General features: G+C 41.7%; 18 protein-coding genes. 2 read left to right on the top strand and 16 right to left on the bottom strand.

Annotated features, from left to right (window positions below; all coding sequences use genetic code 11):
* Positions 1–215: 215 nt before the first annotated feature.
* Positions 216–941 (top strand): WecB/TagA/CpsF family glycosyltransferase, encoded by a 726-nt coding sequence (locus tag EWV66_RS14485; protein WP_287107935.1) that lies wholly within the window; start codon positions 216–218, stop codon positions 939–941.
* A 7-nt stretch (positions 942–948) separates the two neighbouring features.
* Here EWV66_RS14485 and ureG read toward each other — a convergent pair whose 3' ends face one another.
* The 3 genes from ureG to psbP form a co-directional block, all read right to left on the bottom strand.
* A complete protein-coding gene (ureG, locus tag EWV66_RS14480) occupies positions 949–1,545 on the bottom strand; it encodes an urease accessory protein UreG (protein ID WP_287107934.1) in 597 nt (198 codons plus the stop codon).
* 175 nt (positions 1,546–1,720) lie between these two features.
* The gene (locus EWV66_RS14475) at positions 1,721–2,308 is read right to left on the bottom strand and encodes a Maf family protein (protein ID WP_185236977.1); all 588 of its coding nucleotides are present in this window, start codon (positions 2,306–2,308) and stop codon (positions 1,721–1,723) included.
* A 391-nt stretch (positions 2,309–2,699) separates the two neighbouring features.
* Positions 2,700–3,248, bottom strand: coding sequence for a photosystem II reaction center PsbP (gene psbP, locus EWV66_RS14470; protein ID WP_008205525.1), 549 nt, complete (start codon positions 3,246–3,248; stop codon positions 2,700–2,702).
* Positions 3,249–3,310: 62 nt separating this feature from the next.
* Here psbP and EWV66_RS14465 point away from each other — a divergent pair, with 62 nt between their 5' ends.
* A complete protein-coding gene (locus EWV66_RS14465; RefSeq protein WP_072924154.1) occupies positions 3,311–4,093 on the top strand; it encodes a tetratricopeptide repeat protein in 783 nt (260 codons plus the stop codon).
* A 74-nt stretch (positions 4,094–4,167) separates the two neighbouring features.
* On the opposite strand, the gene psb34 is transcribed toward EWV66_RS14465, so the two are convergent.
* From psb34 to EWV66_RS14400, 13 genes are all read right to left on the bottom strand, one after another.
* Complete coding sequence (gene psb34 / locus EWV66_RS14460; protein ID WP_002732326.1) at positions 4,168–4,347, bottom strand: photosystem II assembly protein Psb34; 180 nt, start codon at positions 4,345–4,347, stop codon at positions 4,168–4,170.
* Positions 4,348–4,582: 235 nt separating this feature from the next.
* Positions 4,583–5,632, bottom strand: coding sequence for a DNA-methyltransferase (locus tag EWV66_RS14455; RefSeq protein ID WP_185236976.1), 1,050 nt, complete (start codon positions 5,630–5,632; stop codon positions 4,583–4,585).
* A 235-nt stretch (positions 5,633–5,867) separates the two neighbouring features.
* The gene (gene trpS / locus EWV66_RS14450) at positions 5,868–6,878 is read right to left on the bottom strand and encodes a tryptophan--tRNA ligase (protein ID WP_072924156.1); all 1,011 of its coding nucleotides are present in this window, start codon (positions 6,876–6,878) and stop codon (positions 5,868–5,870) included.
* Between the two features lie 61 nt (positions 6,879–6,939).
* A complete protein-coding gene (locus EWV66_RS14445) occupies positions 6,940–8,253 on the bottom strand; it encodes a dolichyl-phosphate-mannose--protein mannosyltransferase (protein WP_052277136.1) in 1,314 nt (437 codons plus the stop codon).
* 13 nt (positions 8,254–8,266) lie between these two features.
* Complete coding sequence (locus EWV66_RS14440) at positions 8,267–8,896, bottom strand: Uma2 family endonuclease (protein ID WP_042790367.1); 630 nt, start codon at positions 8,894–8,896, stop codon at positions 8,267–8,269.
* Between the two features lie 34 nt (positions 8,897–8,930).
* A complete protein-coding gene (locus EWV66_RS14435; protein WP_052277137.1) occupies positions 8,931–10,979 on the bottom strand; it encodes a DNA phosphorothioation-associated putative methyltransferase in 2,049 nt (682 codons plus the stop codon).
* A gap of 43 nt (positions 10,980–11,022) precedes the next feature.
* Positions 11,023–11,802: a photosystem II electron transport protein, Sll1252 family gene (locus EWV66_RS14430; protein WP_052277138.1), complete on the bottom strand. Its 780-nt coding sequence runs from the start codon at positions 11,800–11,802 to the stop codon at positions 11,023–11,025.
* A 164-nt stretch (positions 11,803–11,966) separates the two neighbouring features.
* Positions 11,967–12,476: a hypothetical protein gene (locus EWV66_RS14425; protein ID WP_052277139.1), complete on the bottom strand. Its 510-nt coding sequence runs from the start codon at positions 12,474–12,476 to the stop codon at positions 11,967–11,969.
* A 554-nt stretch (positions 12,477–13,030) separates the two neighbouring features.
* The gene (locus EWV66_RS14420) at positions 13,031–13,162 is read right to left on the bottom strand and encodes a hypothetical protein (RefSeq protein ID WP_249264815.1); all 132 of its coding nucleotides are present in this window, start codon (positions 13,160–13,162) and stop codon (positions 13,031–13,033) included.
* Between the two features lie 52 nt (positions 13,163–13,214).
* Positions 13,215–14,435, bottom strand: coding sequence for an efflux RND transporter periplasmic adaptor subunit (locus EWV66_RS14415; RefSeq protein WP_052277141.1), 1,221 nt, complete (start codon positions 14,433–14,435; stop codon positions 13,215–13,217).
* A gap of 43 nt (positions 14,436–14,478) precedes the next feature.
* A complete protein-coding gene (locus EWV66_RS14410) occupies positions 14,479–14,700 on the bottom strand; it encodes a DUF4327 family protein (RefSeq protein WP_002789177.1) in 222 nt (73 codons plus the stop codon).
* A 168-nt stretch (positions 14,701–14,868) separates the two neighbouring features.
* Complete coding sequence (gene argB / locus EWV66_RS14405; RefSeq protein ID WP_052277142.1) at positions 14,869–15,756, bottom strand: acetylglutamate kinase; 888 nt, start codon at positions 15,754–15,756, stop codon at positions 14,869–14,871.
* A gap of 79 nt (positions 15,757–15,835) precedes the next feature.
* The gene (locus EWV66_RS14400; protein ID WP_052277143.1) at positions 15,836–17,059 is read right to left on the bottom strand and encodes a M20 family metallopeptidase; all 1,224 of its coding nucleotides are present in this window, start codon (positions 17,057–17,059) and stop codon (positions 15,836–15,838) included.
* Positions 17,060–17,294: the final 235 nt, after the last annotated feature.

Genomic DNA, 17,294 nt, shown 5'->3' with positions numbered 1-17,294 from the left:
AAATATTAGTTATTGTGACTAACTCTTTTGGTTAGAGAAAGATAAAATTGAGAATCTTCAGTCAAATTTATTGACTCAAAATTAGCTATACTTAATTTAAATGAATCAACCCTACCCTTGATCCCCCCTTGATCCCCCCTTAATCCCCCCTTAATCCCCCCTTAATCCCCCCTTAATAAGGGGGGTGTCTGACAACTTTTAGCACCTACCTACTTATGTTAGAAACTCCCCCTAAATATTCAGTTCTCGGTTTACCGGTTCATCTTCTCGATAACTACAGTCGTTGGTTAATAGATCGCGCCTATCAAGGTTTTGGTTCCCACGTTGTCACTCTTAATGCAGAAATGGCAATGTTAGGAGAAAATGATGCTAAAGTAGCCCAAGTTATTCGAGAAGCAGATTTAGTTATTCCCGACGGTGCTGGGATTGTTATTTACTTAAAATTAAGGGGCAAAAAACAAACCCGCTGCCCCGGTATTGAATTATCAGAATCCTTAATTACTGAGTTAGGAATGCAGGGAGAGAGTTCTCCTATTGTTTTTTTTGGTGGTAAACCAGGGATTACAGAAGAAGCGGCAAGTAATTGGCAAAAAAAGATACCTAATATCCGTATTCTGGCTAACCACGGTTATCTATCCTCGGAGGAAATGTCCGATTGGATTGAGTTATTAAAAGATCAACAACCGCGGTTAATTTTAGTTGGTTTGGGAGTACCCCGACAAGAATATTGGATTAGGGAACATCGCAATCTCTGTCCCCAAGCTATCTGGGTAGGTGTGGGGGGTAGTTTTGATATCTGGTCCGGGACAAAAATCCGCGCCCCTCGCTTTTTCTGTGACAATAATTTAGAGTGGTTGTATCGACTCTATCAGGAACCTTGGCGCTGGAAAAGAATGTTAGCTTTACCTAAATTTTTCTGGCGCTCTCTTTTTTATTCCTAGCAATAGCTTAGTATAAATTCTTTTCGATAAAGGCAATCACTCGCTCTAATCCTTCCCGTGTTTTTAAGTTGGTGAAGATAAAGGGTTTATCCCCGCGCATCTTTTTGGCATCTCTATCCATCACCCCTAAATCTGCCCCCACCATCGGGGCTAAATCTATTTTATTAATTACCAATAAATCCGATTTGGTGATACCCGGTCCTCCTTTGCGAGGGATTTTATCTCCGGCTGCCACGTCAATCACATAGATGGTTAAATCTACTAATTCGGGGCTAAAGGTTGCCGCTAAATTATCACCACCACTTTCCAGAAAAATTAACTTTAAGTTAGTAAATTTTCTCTCTAACTGTTCAATGGCAACTAAGTTAATTGAGGCATCTTCGCGAATAGCTGTATGGGGACATCCTCCCGTTTCTACTCCTAAAATTCTTTCTGGAGCTAAAGCTTGCGATCGCACTAAAAATTGGGCATCTTCTTGAGTATAAATGTCATTGGTGACTACGGCGATCGGATATTGATCCCGCAAATTTTTACACAGGGCATCGAGCAGGGCTGTTTTTCCTGAACCCACCGGACCGGCAATTCCCACGCGCAAGCAAGACATAGTTTTTTCGGGAAAAAGTGAAAAGGAAAGGGTTAAAAATTTTGGGGCTATCCGATAGAAAAAAGAGGGGTTCGCAGGGCGACACGGATTCCCATTATAATAAAAGGTTAACGCAAATCTGAGAATTTGTCAAGCCTTTTTGTCAATAAATTTGGGGAAATCATCGACAAAAAGATCACCAAAAGTCAGTGATTTGGTAGCCAAAATCCGTTAACATCTGCCTAAATAGGGGCAAACTTAAACCGATAACATTACTGTGACATCCCTCTAATCTTTCCACGAATAGACCCCCCTTTCCTTCTAGGGCAAAACAGCCGGCACATTTGAGGGGTTCTTCGGTGTCAACGTAGGCAATAATTGTTTCATCGCTGATATTGGCAAAGTGAACTTTAGTGATCCCACAACGAGTCAAAGTTTGATTATTAACTCGATCGATTAAAGCATGACCTGTATAGAGTGTACCCACCTGACCGCGCATTTTTTGCCAACGCTCGATCGCTTCTGATTTATCCTTGGGTTTGCCATAGACTTCCCCCGCTACTTCTAAAACGGAATCGCAACCAAGAATCAATCCTGTATCAAATTTAGGGGCGATCGTTTGCGCTTTACATTGGGCTAAAGTTTGGACAAGATGAAGAGTATCATCAGCATTAATTGTCGATTCATCAAAGTTACTCACTCGCACAATCGGATCGATTCCGATCATTTGTAATAGTTTTTTACGCGCAGGAGAAGCGGAAGCAAGAATCAAGGGAATGGACATAAGTTTTTTCAGTAAACAAGATAGGAGATAGTTAGGGTGGGTTAAGCAATGACAAATTATTAGACTTAATTATCAATTTATCTATTTGCCGTAACCCACCATCAGTAATCAGTAATCAGTAATCAGTAATCAGTAATCAGTAATCAGTAATCAGTAATCAGTAATCAGTTATTAGATTTGACTTTTAAGTGACAGTATTAAATAGAAGTTTCCTACTGTCTTTTCACTGTTTACTGATTACTGATTAAGTAAGTATTTTATCTTTAATTATAACCGGCTACCTAGTTGATGATAGGTGGTGCGTTACGACGGATTTTTACCTTTAAGTCAAAACAGGAATTTTTGCCGTCTAACGCACCCTACATTTTACTATTGCCTATTGCCAGTTTCCCTAACTAACCGAGAAAGAATCAACGATAGTTTCAAAGAGTTCTTGAATTTGCGTCCAACGTTTTTGGGAAGTGGAAAGATTAAAAGAATAGAGTTTATTATTATTAACCGTGACGCTGGCCAGATTATGACGTTCTTGGCCGTTGGCTAATTTAACTTGATATTCGAGGATATAATAATCTTGGCCGTCGATTTGATGGGATTCTGAGCGAATTAATTCTACTTCCTTATCAAGATTGGGGTTAAGACTGTTATTTTTCAGGAGACGATAGCCCACTTCCGAGGGTGTCCCTAAATCTGTTAAGGTTTTATTGTCGGGGACGGGGTTAATAATAACGCTTAAATTTTCGCTCGTTTCGATCAGGTCATGAAAAACCACATCTACTCCTGCAACTTTTTTCACATCCACCTGCGTCCAACCCTTAGGATATAAAAATTGATAGCCTTGGCTGCCACTGGTATATCCTTGCAGTCCAGCGATGGGAGTTGCACAAGCGGTGAAGAGGAGGGTGGTAATTAGGAGGAAAGTCGCCAAAAGAGATTTAATCATGATATTTTGACCTGTAAGTAGGGCTGTTTAATTTTACCTTGAATTGTTTAGGTGAACGGATTATGAAAATTAAGAAAAAATTGACAATTATTATAGCTATAGCGACTTTTTTACTGACTATCTCTCCCCTAAGCGCTCAAACTACCGCTAACCCCGTGAAAGCTGTAGAATTTTATAATCGGGGGGTGGATCGTTTAACCGCAGGGGATTATTCAGGTGCGATCGCAGATTTTACTCAAGCTCTACAATTAGAACCGAAGGATGCCGATGCTTACTATAATCGCGGCTATGCGGAGTTAGTTCTCGGCCAGTACGAGCGAGCGATCGCAGATTATACCCAGGCCTTGACAATCAACCCCAATTATGTTAACGCTCTCGGTAATCGTTGTTATGTGCATTATCTGACGAAAAAATACGAGGCAGCGGTGGAAGATTGCACAAAAGCGATCGCTTTAAACGGAAATTTTGCTGATTTCTTTATTTATCGCGGTAATGCTAAGGATGACTTGGGAAGACACCTAGAAGCGATCGAGGATTACACAAAAGCTTTGAGTTTACAGGGAACTAGAGGACAGGATCGCATTTTCTATAATCGCGCCTTGGCCTATAACCGAGCCGGACAGCAGGAAATGGCTTTAAGGGACTACAATGAGAGTCTGAAAATCAATGCTAATTTTGCCGAGGCGTACCACAATCGGGGTTTAACCCATTATAAATTGGGAAACAGGGAAAAAGCGATCGCTGATTTAGAGGCAGCAGCTCGTCTAGCGTTATCTCAGGGTAAACAGGGGACTGCGGCTAAGTCTCAGTCAGCAGTGGCATTAATTCAGGGTCAAAAGCCCTAAAATAGGGAGTAGTTGTGATATTAGCGGTAAAGAGGAGTGAAAGGGGCTAAATCGCAACTACGAGGGACTAAATTTTAGCCAGCTTGAGATGCGTAAAAAGCGACGGCTAACAGTCCACCGACAAGTGTGATCGCAGCAACACCCCAGAAAAGATAATTACGTTGTTGCGATTTAGTGGGGGGATCCGCTTGATAAACTTTCGGTTCGGCGGCGAAATTATTTAAGCGTCCACCTTCTTCATTTGTATAAGGCATAATCAAAACCTCAAATATGACAATTTTTCAGGAAAAAAATCCTCTTATTACAATCGTACAACATATTAGCAACCGAGTCGGGGATGTGGGTGTGGGAAATTCTCACGGGGATAACAATTCTTAGTCTTGGGGTAACTGCCGGACTCTGCTACTTTTATTGGCGATCGCATTTCCACTGATTGAAACTGCGAAAACAAGTTAAAAAAAGTCAATCATACCAAATCCGTTTTTAATACTATAATAATGATCCTTGAATATAAGTATTGCTTCTTTCTTTTTTAAATCTTTTAAATCTCTCTGCAGCTATCTCGCAATAGTCTTGTCGAATTTCAAAACCCACAAAAATTCTTCCTAATCCCAAGGCCGCTATTCCCGTAGAACAAGAACCAGCAAAGGGATCAAGAATTATTTCTACGGGATTAGATGAAGCTTGTATAATTCTCTCGACAATTGCTAAAGGAAATTGTGCGGGATGTCCGGTTCTTTCCTTAGAACTGCGCTTTTCTCCTGTAGTGACTTTAGGAACTTCCCACACATCAGAAGGATTTTTGCCGAGGGGATTACAACGATATTTACCATTTTTCTTTTGATTGGGATACTTAACGTTAGGGTCACGAATATTATCTAAGTTAAAAGTATATTCTTGGCAATTTTTGAGATAAAAAAGCCATTTTTCATTGCGAGGACTAAGACGATTTTTTGTAGAAACACCAGCCCCATATTTCCAGACAATTTCTTGTAAAAGATAAAAGGGAGACTTATCCCAAAGAAGATAGGGAATCGGAACACATAATCCCTTTTCTGGTACTTCTAAATAACCAACATTTAGCCAAAAAGCACCGTTATCTTGAGTAATCTGATAAATTTGCCCCAGCCAATTAGCACACCAATCAACATAGTCATTGATTGAAAGAACTCGTTCATATTCTTTGCCAATATTATAAGGTGGTGATGTAACAGTGAGGTCAATTTTTATGTCACTATGAGATAGTTTAGACAAAAAGTCTGTGGCATCTCCTTGATAAAGAATAAAGCCGTTGTCCGAGTAAAAAGGTTGACCAAGATGACTAACCAGAATTTCTTTAAGAGAATTAAATTTGTTGGCTCTATCTTTTTCTAACTCTGGAGAAAATGGCTGTAGTAAGGAGGAAGGAGCAATCTGAGTTGATTGATGATCGACAATTCCCTCTGCTAGATAAGAGTTTTGTTCCTTGCTGGCAATTGGACGAGACTCATCTTCCCTAGACGATAGTTTTTTTTGTTTCCCCTGGGACTCTACAACCATAATTTCAAAGGACAGGTAAGTATTTTGATAGTTTCAATTATGCCCTTATTTTACCAAAATATCACTGGAGTTGTGCTTAATTTAATAACTTTTGTAATCATTCTCCTTCCCTTACCCTGGATGGGGAGGTAGAACCCCACCAAGAGTTAAAGATTGACTGATAAGGCAGCGAGTTTTCCTTGAAAAATCTCAACTGAGTAGATTGATAATTAGGAGATGCACCCGAAAATTATCCCTAAAATGGTGGTAAATAACCCATGGCATTTTTGACTCGATCGAGAGTTTGATTGGCCACCGCTTCTGCTTTGAGACGACCTTGCCGTAAAACTGTGGCTAAATAATCTTTATCCTCTCTAATTTCGGCGTATTTTTCCTGAATAGGTTGCAGAGATTCTATGGTGACTTCTGTTAACATCGGTTTAAATTGTCCCCAACCTAAATCGGCACATTCTCCCGCGACCACCTCTTGACTTTTTCCCGATAAAATGCTATAGAGAGTTAATAAATTATGGCATTCGGGACGCTCTGGATCATCGAAAGTTAAACCCTTAACTAGATCGGTTTTACAGCGTTTAATTTTCTTGGCAATGACATCGGGACTATCGAGAATATTAATCCGACTCATCTCGGAAGGATCGGATTTAGACATTTTATTCCGGCCATCAGTTAAGCTCATCACCCGCGCTCCTTCCTTGCGGATCATCGGATCGGGGAGTTTTAAAATTGGTTGTTTCGGTTGCCCAAAAAGATGATTAATTCTAACAGCTATGTCGCGGGTTAATTCTAAATGTTGTTTTTGATCTTCTCCCACGGGTACTTTATCGGCATCGTAGAGTAGGATATCGGCAGCCATCAGCACGGGATAATCGAGTAAACCTGTGCCAACATTTTCCCCCTGTTTAATTGCTTTTTCTTTAAATTGAATCATATCGGTTAACCAATTTAAAGGGGTGATACAATTCAATAACCAAGTTAATTCTGTATGAGCTTTAACGTGGGATTGGACAAAGATCGTCGCATATTCTAAATCAATTCCGCAGGCTAAATATAGAGCGGCAATTGCTAAAGTATCCTCCGCAAGAGTGGCGGGATTATGGGGAACGGTGATCGCGTGTAAATCGACCACACAAAAGAAATTATCGTAGTCTTTTTGTCCCTCCACCCAATTGCGGATCGCACCGAGATAATTGCCTAAATGTAAATTGCCAGTTGGTTGCACACCAGATAAGATTCTTTGTTTACCCATAACTCATGCGATCGCTTTTTTTCATGATTTCATTGTATCAGTTTTTGCAGCTAATTTCATCCTAAATCCAATTGGGAAAAATCATTCTCAGATAATAATCCCGCACTGACAGGGGAATGCCTAAATAAATTGGTAGCCAATGGATAAAAGCAAAAATTATCAAAATTATCAGCGAGCGTGAGCCATTTTTATAAATAGGACTGGAACTTTCTAAACCATCGGCTAAGAGCCAAGCTAGGGCAATCCAAGTGAAGCTATAGGCAGCCATATAATGATAGAGAAAAGTACAGCGACTAATTTTTAACCAGGGCAGCAGATTGGCAATATAGTTACAGATAAGATAGGCAGAAATTACTCGCTCTTTTCGGTTAAATAATCGACTAAAAACCACTAGAATTGCTCCCGTAGAAAACCACCACAAAAACGGATTACCCATAGCGTGAACATCATAAATTTTATCACCTACTCTCTTAAAATAATAAGCCACAGGTCGCCCCATTACTAACCAACTATACCAGGGAGAACAATAGGGATGAACATCAGATTGATTGCCCTTTATTCTCTGATGAAATGACCAAATTTCTTGATGTACTTGCCAAAAATTATATTGATGGTTGACGAGAAGATGAGGTATCCACAGCAAACTATAGGTAACTAGGGGAAAGACAATTAAAGCGATAAAAATGTCCTCTAATCTCAGGTTAGTTACCTTTGTCCAAAGATGATCTTTTGACTGCTCTTGATTAAATAATTTTATTAACCAAGCAATACCGATAAAAATAAATATTCCCAGTAAAAACCCTAAGCCATTCCATTTAATATTTGCCGCTAAACCGAAAGAAACTCCCGATAATAATAACCAATTGAGGTTTGAATTTTTCTGGAGTGCTAATAAAAAAAATAATTGTCCAGACAAACCGAATAAAATTAAGTAAATATTATTGAGAGCATAGCGGGATTCCACCAGAAATAATCCGTCTAAACTAGCGAGAAAAGTTGTGATTAAAAATACAGTTTTTCTCTGGATTAATTGATAAGCAATTCCCCCAATAATTAGGGGAATAAAAGAACCAGTGAAAGCATTTAACCAGCGATAACTAAAAGTTGAGCGCAGGGAACCCGTTAAATTATTAATGGCTTCAGGAGCGGCAGGAAAATGGGAACCAATCCAGATACTAATAGCAATTAAATATTGACTTAACGGTGGGTGCGACTGGAAAAATTCTTTACCGATTAGATATTCATTGCCGTATTTAGCATAATAAACTTCATCGAAAACAAGAGTATTAAACTGACTGAGATTCCAGAATCTTATTCCTAGGGAAAATACAAATATTCCTAGGATAGATAGGTTAAATTTTACTTGAGAATTCATGGAAAGATAATAGTTATGATAACTGGGAATTTTCTGTTAAACACAAGCGAAATTCTTTGACAGCAAGACGGGGATTAGGATGGTTGACGTATTCGGCTAATAATTCTAAATTTAAATCCGGTAATAAAGCACTTTTAGGGATTAAAATATATTCGCCATTCTCTTGCAAAGAATAAATTTTTAACTGATTATCTTGCCAAAACCAAACCTCTTGAGTTCCTAATCTTTGATAAACTTCTAAAACTTTCAGGCTGCCACTGGTTAAGATGATTTCAATCGCCAAATCAGGAAACTCTTTTTCTGTAAATAAACAAAAACATTCATCTGGTTCTTTTCCCGCTTCTTTTTCCTGTTTTCGCAAAGTGGTGGAACCTAATCCCCAGAAATCAATTTCAGCATATTCTAAATAAACTTCTACCAATCTACCGATATTTTTTTTGCTAACTTCGTGACGACGACTAGGAGCCATAATTTCTACCATTCCATCTAGGTAAGTAATGCGATAACTGGAACTATCTTCTAAATGTTTTAAGAGGGTTTCGTACTGTTGCCAATTAACCCCAGAAATAAACATTCTTTGTTCAGGATCATTAGCTTTTAACTCGAAATCTTCTAATCCTTGTAACCGAATCGTAGTCATCATAAAATTAATTACCTCATCTATTTTACTTAATTACTCAGGAAGACTTATTTTGATTTCTTCTGGCGTTAATTTTAGCGCGTAAAATCCTAACTTTATAGGGATCGGCATCTTTTCGCCACAGAATCTGATAGCCCTTGATTGTAGCACAATGCTCCTCTAAACATTTTTGCCAACCCTGTAAACGTTCGATCGCTTTTCTATCTTCTAACAATCCCCAATCCTTTTCTAATTGAGTTAAGCGAACCAATTTATCATAGTTGGGATAATCCGCCGTTACTAAAAGCTCTTTTTCGTGTAGAATTGGCGGATTAGGACTATCCTGGTAATCGCGAAAACTAAAATCAGCCGAACCTAAATATACATCCATGCTAGTAGCTAAAATCGGATGAATTTCTGTATCAAAATTGGGGTAATAGAGATAGGAAATTTTGGGTTGACGAAAAGATAAACGAACAACGTTAGCATTTTCTAACCGTCCGATAGTTTGACTAGCACAACCTTCATATAAGCGTAATAACATCGGTAATTTTTCCAAAACGCTAATATGAATAGTTAGGGAATAACGGGAAAGTTTGCCTAAGGAACTATTTTCACAAGTACGAGCGATCGCTGCCAAATTTCCCGCACTTATTAACACTTCTTCTGCTAAAGCGCAAGCATTGCGATAACTGCCAAATAAAGCTTTAAAATCGGCACGGGTAGCGGGGGATAATTCCCGTACTTTCGGACAGTGGCTAAATTGACTTAAAGCTAAATAAAGTAAAAGATCGGCGCGTCTTTTGTCGGCAATTATCTCCCATTCTTCCCCTTCTGTTACTTGTAGAATCACTTGAAAAGCGCGTCTAAAAGTGCCAAATTCTGCCTTAATTTCTTCCTCTTGTAATAATTCTCCCGCGACGGGTAAACGTCCCTGCTGGGTGTAAAATTCCATCAGGGGAGTCAATAAATCTTCGTAATCTTCAAAGCATTTGAGATGGGTTTTAATTTTAGGAGTGGCAGTGCGGGAACGACATCTCGATAAACGAAAAATTTCGGCTTTTTCTTCCTCTCGAAAAACCAGATAAATTCCCAAAGTTATTGGAATAGAATCAACCCCCAAAGTGCTATCAATATACTGTTTTAGTTCTTCCTGTTGATAGTATTTTTGAAAAGTATTGCGACGAGTTATAATTCCATCTTCATAAGCCATTAAACCCCGTTCGCTATCATCAATTAGTATCTGTGCCGAAACAATTAAAACTTGACGGGTTAATTGCCAAGCTTTTAATAAAGCTTCTTGCCGTTCTTCGGCGGATTCAATAACATTAATTACATAGCCTAAATTAACAATATCAGATTCAATTAAAGGACTATCGGGACGATAATAAGGATCCCAACCTTCACTTTGATAACCCTGTTCAGCTATGCGTTCTATATCACCTCCATAACCACAACCGTAATCAAAAAAAGTGGTTTCAGGAAGAAATAATCCCGCCGCTAATGCTAATCTTGCCGGACGAGAAAGGGTTTTGCGAACAAGAGCAGCTTTGTGGCGATCAATTATTATTGATTTTTCCCTTTGTCCCTCTAGATTACAAACTAAATAATCTCCTGCAAAATCAAGGTGATGTTTTCTTAAAAGCCGTTGCCATTCCTGTTTAGTACCGATGGGATAAGAACTGTTTAAAAGTCCTAAAGCACTTTCGATTTTTGTGAGATGCTCGAATTCTTCATAAAGGGGATAGTCCCTAGTAACAAAAGTTTCTTTTCGGTGTAAAATGGGCGGATTATCAGCATTTTGATAATTCCATTCATTCAAGATTAATGTCCCCATATCTACCACTAAACTTTTAGTTAAAACTGGGTGAGGTTCCCGATCAAAATCGGGATAAAAAAGATAGGATATTTTCGGTTTATCGGTACTAAATTTAATTATTGTTGCCTCGGATAAATGCTGATTAATTCTTGCTTGTTGTTCGTAATTCTGGAGGATAGGATCCAATTGATGTAATGCTTCTCTATGAACATAAAGCGCCCCCGGTAATAGTTTACCGATGGGACTAACTTGACACAGTTGCACGATTAAGGCGAAATTCTCAGCCATGGCAATTAATCTGTCTAATGACAAATTCTAGAGACAGAAAAAACTAAATAAATCTAGTTAAATGAACCCGATAGCGCTCTTTTTTGGTCACAGTAACCTCACCCACTTCTAGACGACCTTTTCCCCGAAAAGAAATCAAATCACCAGTTTTAACATTATAACTAGATTGACTGATATCTTTCCAGTTAACTCGCACATCCCCAGCGCTAATTGCTTCGGCCATTTTACTGCGAGAAATGCCAAAACCCGCCGAGGCGATCGCATCTAAACGTAAGGAAGCTTCCACCGTATTAATTTCTTTTTTTTGCGGTGGTCTAACTTTTAATTCCGCCAAAGGAATCAGGCTAGTTTTCACGGGAACCGAACGCACTTGTCGCAAATTAGCAGATAAAAAATCTGCCAATTCAGGCACTACAATTGCCTGCGCTCCTCGCTCACCTAAAACAATTATATCGCCGACTTTTTCCCGGACGATACCCGTCCCCAACATCGCCCCTAAAAAATCCCGATGGTTAGCGGTATCAAAAAGAAAATTACCGGCAATATCAAGGGCAGATAGGGGAATATCTGTTACTGTCAAAGGTAGATCAACTCTAGCAATACCGAGGCGCTGTCTTTCTGCTTGGGGATAACCGCCCCATTTTTGCATTGACACATCGGTTAAACGCTGAAAAACCCGTTCTACTTCCGCTAAAACCGCGGGAGAAAGAAAGTCTGTCACCGTCACTTCCCAAGTCTTAATCGCTTGTTCGGCTTTATCAATAACTTTCGCTATGTCCTCGCGGTTCTCGACACCCTTTAGTAATTCTTCTCTTGGTAACATTGTTTTGTGGTAATTAATCAAAAATTCTTAGGAAAAAATCAAATGACCGATAACTTATTCCTAATAAGTACCTAGGCAAAATTATTTACACATGACGATCATTGCCCCGTAAGGGTTTTAGCTCGATCAGGCAGGTAATTAATTTTGCATGACTACTTAACCGTTCACCCTTCTAGGGCGTATCCTTGCAGATTTTCGGGGTTAAATTGACGGAGTATAAGAGTCGCTTGATTTTTCAGGTTTTCCGAACCCTGCACGATAATAATATATTTTCCGGCACCGAGACGATTGCGATAGGGAAGTGCATCGCCACTGCCGGACGATAAACCCACGCCGCCACCGACAAAAATACTGCCCATCGCCCCCCCAATCGCCCCGGCAATGCCGCCCACGATATGATTGCCCGGTTCTCCGGCCCAATCAAAGGTATGCAATCCCGTAATCAGGTTAAAAAGGTAGCCCCCGGCAAAACCGAAGGGAATTAGCCAAAAAGCCATGAGAGTAGCCCGTTTTTTGGCCTGTTGGAAGGGATCGATCAAACCGAACTCATCGGCACTTTTATAGCCGCGACCGAGAATGGTCACTTGAGATTGGGGAATTCCCGCTTTTTCGAGGGCAACGGCAGCTTCTTCTGCTTCTATGCGATCAGCTAACACGGCAATGAGATAATTCATATTCTCCAACTTTTTAGGCTATCTTCATCTCCTATTGTAAGGATTTTGGGGACTGAAAAGCCGCTCGATCGAGAAAATATGCAAGGGGATGGGAAAAAATTATTTTATTTGGCTTATTTCTGGCAATAATTGACCATAAAGATTAAGGGAGATAGTTATCATCTTTAAGGACATTTTTTTCGCTAAAAAGAAACCCCCATTTTGCCTCAACCTAGAAGGACAGCCACAATCACTACTTTAGGCCAATTATCATTATTAACAAGAAGTTTTTGGGGATTATTATCATTGGTATCAGACTGTCAAGCTTGACTCACTTGTGTCATTATTTTAATGTTATCCCGGTTCACTCCTGACGTAAAAACTAAAAAATAGGTTAGAGTTCCGGCAATGATAGCGGCTCTCTTATTTTTTGTGTGGTCAGTTTAACTTATATAGTAGTGATCGATCTTTGTGTCCTCTGTGTCTGGAGTGGTTCGTTCCACTCACTCACCCGCAAGACTGTATCTTAGAATACATTTTACCCACCAAACCTAAGAGAGCCTGATAGCTAGTCTTCAGTGAAACCCCAGCAGTTTTTGGGTAGTGGGTGAGAACCCTCCTGCAGCCACTCCAACCAATCCGACTTTAGTTGTGGGTTCTGGAATGGTTTCCCCGCGTTCTTGCAAAACTTCAAGGTAAAGTTCAATCGCTTCTTTAATATTTTCCTGAACCTCTTCAAAGGTATCTCCAATGGTTTGCTCAAGGATTACTCAGGATACTGACGCGGACTTTTTCACCATTTTGCAAAGGTTTACTACTATTAACGACGAAACGCTCCCCCGGTTCAAGTCCAGTGATAATTTCTACTTGACCGTCAAGCGCTTGACCGAGACGAACGGGACGTTTTTCTACTTGCGAGTTCTCCTCGGAAAGGACGAAAATGGCCGAGGATTCCCCTTGACTGACAATTGCTGTTTCGGGAACAATCACCTGCGCGGCAGAATTATTATTAAACCGCACCCGGGCCAATAATCCTCCTTTAATTAAACCATCCCCATTGGCTAGAGTAATCTCCACGGGAATCCGCCGGGCCGTGCCTTGGCTGAGGGGAAAAATCTTGGTGATGCGACCGGAAAAATTTCTATTACCGAAAGCATCAAGGCTGACATTAACCGTTTGTCCTAAATTAATCGTTTTTAAGTCCAATTCCGATAATAATACTACTACCTTGACCTGTTTAAAATCACCAATTTTGAGGACTTCATCGCCGATACTGACTAAATCCCCCGGCTCTTTCAGTTTTTCGATAACTATCCCCGTCGCCGGCGATTTAAGAATAGCGTAGGCCTGACGTTGTTGTTCCTGAGCGATGACCGATTTTTGGGCGGCAATTCTGCCGATAATTGCCGCCACTACCTGCTCCTCCACTTTAATTCTCGATCTTGCGCTATTAACGGCTTTTAAAGCCACTGCCGCCGCAGTTTGGGCTGTTTCGCCCTGTTGTAGGGGAATCGCTCCTTCTAGGGCTAATTTTTGCAGGCGCTCGGCATCATTTTTGGCCTGTTGGTATTGTAGTTGTAGGCGCTGCACTTCAATTTCAGCGTTACTGACTTCAATTCTTGCCCGGGCTAATTCGGCTTCTAGGGCCGACAGGGCGGCTTTTTCTTGCCGGACAACGGTGGCAAGGAGACGATCATCAATATGGGCGAGGATTTGTCCTAATTGCACCTCATCTCCCACATCGACGAGGAGATTGAGTAACTGACCGGTGGCTTGCGATCGCAGAGAAACGACTTTTAAAGGTCGGGTAGTTCCCGTGTAATCGAGATTGCCTCCTCTGGTTGCTGGTTTAGCCGTGGTGACGTTGACGGTGGTAGTACGGGCTGCCGGTGGCGGTGGCTGGGTTTCGGTCCGGGGAGAACAACTGGCACTGAAGGTTAAGATAACCAGAGCGGAAAGGATAATCGGAGTCGATCCCATGGCGATAGTCCTAGTAGAAAGCCGCTTTTGAGTCGATGGTGGCTTATTCTTCGTCCCAAGCTTCTACCGCTACCACTTCACTGAGAGGGTCTTGCATGGAGAAACCGAAATCGAGCAACTCTTGCTTCCAGTAAGTCCACTCATCTCCGTATAAAAGAGCCAGTTTCCAGATACTATCGCTAGGTTTGACTACTTTTGCATCTATCCACTTGCTAGCCTTGCGTTGAAACTTCACCATCGGGTGAGCTACAGCTTGTTTGGTCATAAATTCAATTGCTATGAATACTTCAGATTTTGCGCTTCCCGACTAAACTAACTCAAGACTAAAACTTTTGCCCTTACAAAGGATCGAGAAGCGCATTTATTAACTCACTTTTACACCATATCTGTGGTTTTAGGCAAGTCTTTTTGAGCAAAAGTACGGTAATTACTACTATAGATTAGTATAACCGGAGGCCACAATCATGGAGCCGATGCCTCGATCGGTGAAAATTTCCAGTAAAAGGGCATGGGGAAGACGACCATCGATAATATGAGCAGCTTGAACTCCCTGAGCCAGCGATCGCACACAGCAGCTAACTTTGGGAATCATCCCGCCGGCAACGATGCCTTTTTGAATCAACTCCCGGGCCTGTTGGATATCTAATTTAGCCAATAAAGTGGAAGGATCCTTATAATTCTCTAAAATTCCGGCTGTATCGGTCATCAAAATCAGTTTAGCTGCCCCTAAAGCTGCCGCTATTTCTCCGGCTACCGTATCGGCATTGATATTATGAGCTTGGCCGGTTTCATCGGCGGCCACACTAGAAATCACGGGAATATAGCCACTATTGACCAAGGATTCGACGACGCTAGTATCGACACTGCTCACTTCTCCCACAAAACCAATGCCCTCTTTACCCACGGGACGAGCAGTGATCAGATTACCATCCTTACCGCATAATCCTACCGCTTTACCGCCAGCTTGATTGATCAGGGCAACAATTTCTTTATTGACGCGTCCCACTAGCACCATTTCTACCACATCCATGGTGGCGGCATCGGTGACGCGTAAACCGTCTTTAAATTGGGGTTCAATACCTAATCTATCCAGCCAACTATTGATTTCCGGACCGCCACCGTGGACAATAACGGGACGAACCCCCACACAGGAGAGAAAAACGATATCTCGCATCACCGTGTCTTTGATATCGCTGTTATTCATGGCCGCACCACCGTATTTAACCACTACAGTACGACCGCGAAATTCTTGTATATAGGGTAGGGCTTCGCTGAGGATTTTCACCCGTTGGGCATCGTTTTCGTGGGTATTATTGTTCATGGGTTTTTTTACCTGTCTGATTCAGTGATCAGTTTAGCGGTTTCGGGTTTGACAAAAACTGTTCACCTTGAACGGATTGCTAGAAAGTCTTAGAATTGCCGAATTTTTCGACGCAACGGACAAAAATCTCGACTCCCATGGTTAACACCGATTCATCAAAATCAAAGCGGGGATGATGGTGGGGATAGGCTAATCCTAATTCGGGATTGGCAGACCCCAAGAAGAAATAACAGCCGGGTACTTCCTGTAAAAAGAAGGACATATCTTCCCCTCCCATGGTTTGACATTCGGGAACGATTCCGGCTGGGGTTTCCACCACTTGTGCGGCGATTGAGCGCACTAATTCCGCCATCTGATCATGATTGATTACCGGGGGATACAATTGCCAGTAATCGAATTGATAACTAGCCCCCTGACTTTGACAGATGCCCCCGATAATTTCTTCCATCCGTTGTCGGAAATAGCCCCCTAACTGGGGATTGAAATAGCGCACCGTCCCACTGAGATTAGCACTATCGGCGATCACGTTTCTAGCGCTTCCCGCCGCTAATTTACCCACAGTCACTACGGCGGCATCGAGGGGGTTAAGGTTGCGGGCGACGATAGTTTGCAGGGCGTTGACGATTTGGGCCGCCACCAGTAGTGAATCGACGGTTTGATGGGGAATTGCCCCGTGGCCGCCCCGGCCTTGAATCTGGAGATCGAAACATTCCACCGCCGCCATTAAGGCCCCATTTTTCACGCCTACTGTCCCTAAAGGCAGATTATTCCAGAGGTGTAGCCCGATAATTCCCTCCACGTCGGGATTTTTCAGCACTCCCGCTTCGATCATCGGTTTTGCACCCCCCGGCCCCTCTTCGGCGGGTTGGAAAATAATTTTTACGATCCCCTTGACATCGTGACAGTTTTGTGCTAGGTAAACTGCTGTGCCGAGGGCGATCGCTGTGTGACCATCGTGACCACAGGCGTGCATCTGGCCCGGATGTTGGGAACGATAGGGGACTTGGTTTTCTTCGGCGATCGGTAGTGCATCCATATCGGCCCGCAGGGCTAAAACTGGCCCCGGTTGACTGCCTGCGATGGTGGCGACAATTCCGGTGCCGGCGATGCCGGTTTGATGGTCAATTCCATATTTAGTCAGGGTTTGACTGATTAAGGAGGCGGTGAGATGTTCTTGAAAGCCTAGTTCTGGTTTTTGGTGTATTTGTCGGCGCCAGTGGACTAATTGCGGCTGCAGAGAACGAATAGCAAGGCGAATTTGAGCGCCATTCAAGCTATTAGGAACGGGAAAGGAGGAAATCATCAGGTTCGGACGGCTAGTTTTTTTGATCACTGGTTTCTAGTTTAACTTCAGGAGGCGGTCGGCGGTCGTCAGGAGATAGGGTGATAGGGTTTTGGGGTGATAGGGTTTTGGGGTGATAAGCTAAAACGCACTTAAACCACCTAAAATAGAAATAGTAACTTGAGAAAAATCCTACTTATGCCAGCCAAAGATTTCCTAGACTTAGAAGAAAAGAAAAACTTACAAAAAGCTCTTA

This window comes from Microcystis sp. M_OC_Ca_00000000_C217Col, assembly GCF_007095585.1.
Classification (GTDB): domain Bacteria; phylum Cyanobacteriota; class Cyanobacteriia; order Cyanobacteriales; family Microcystaceae; genus Microcystis; species Microcystis panniformis.
The sequence above is the reverse complement of the archived record's forward strand: the minus strand, read 5'-3'. Positions and strand labels throughout refer to the sequence as shown.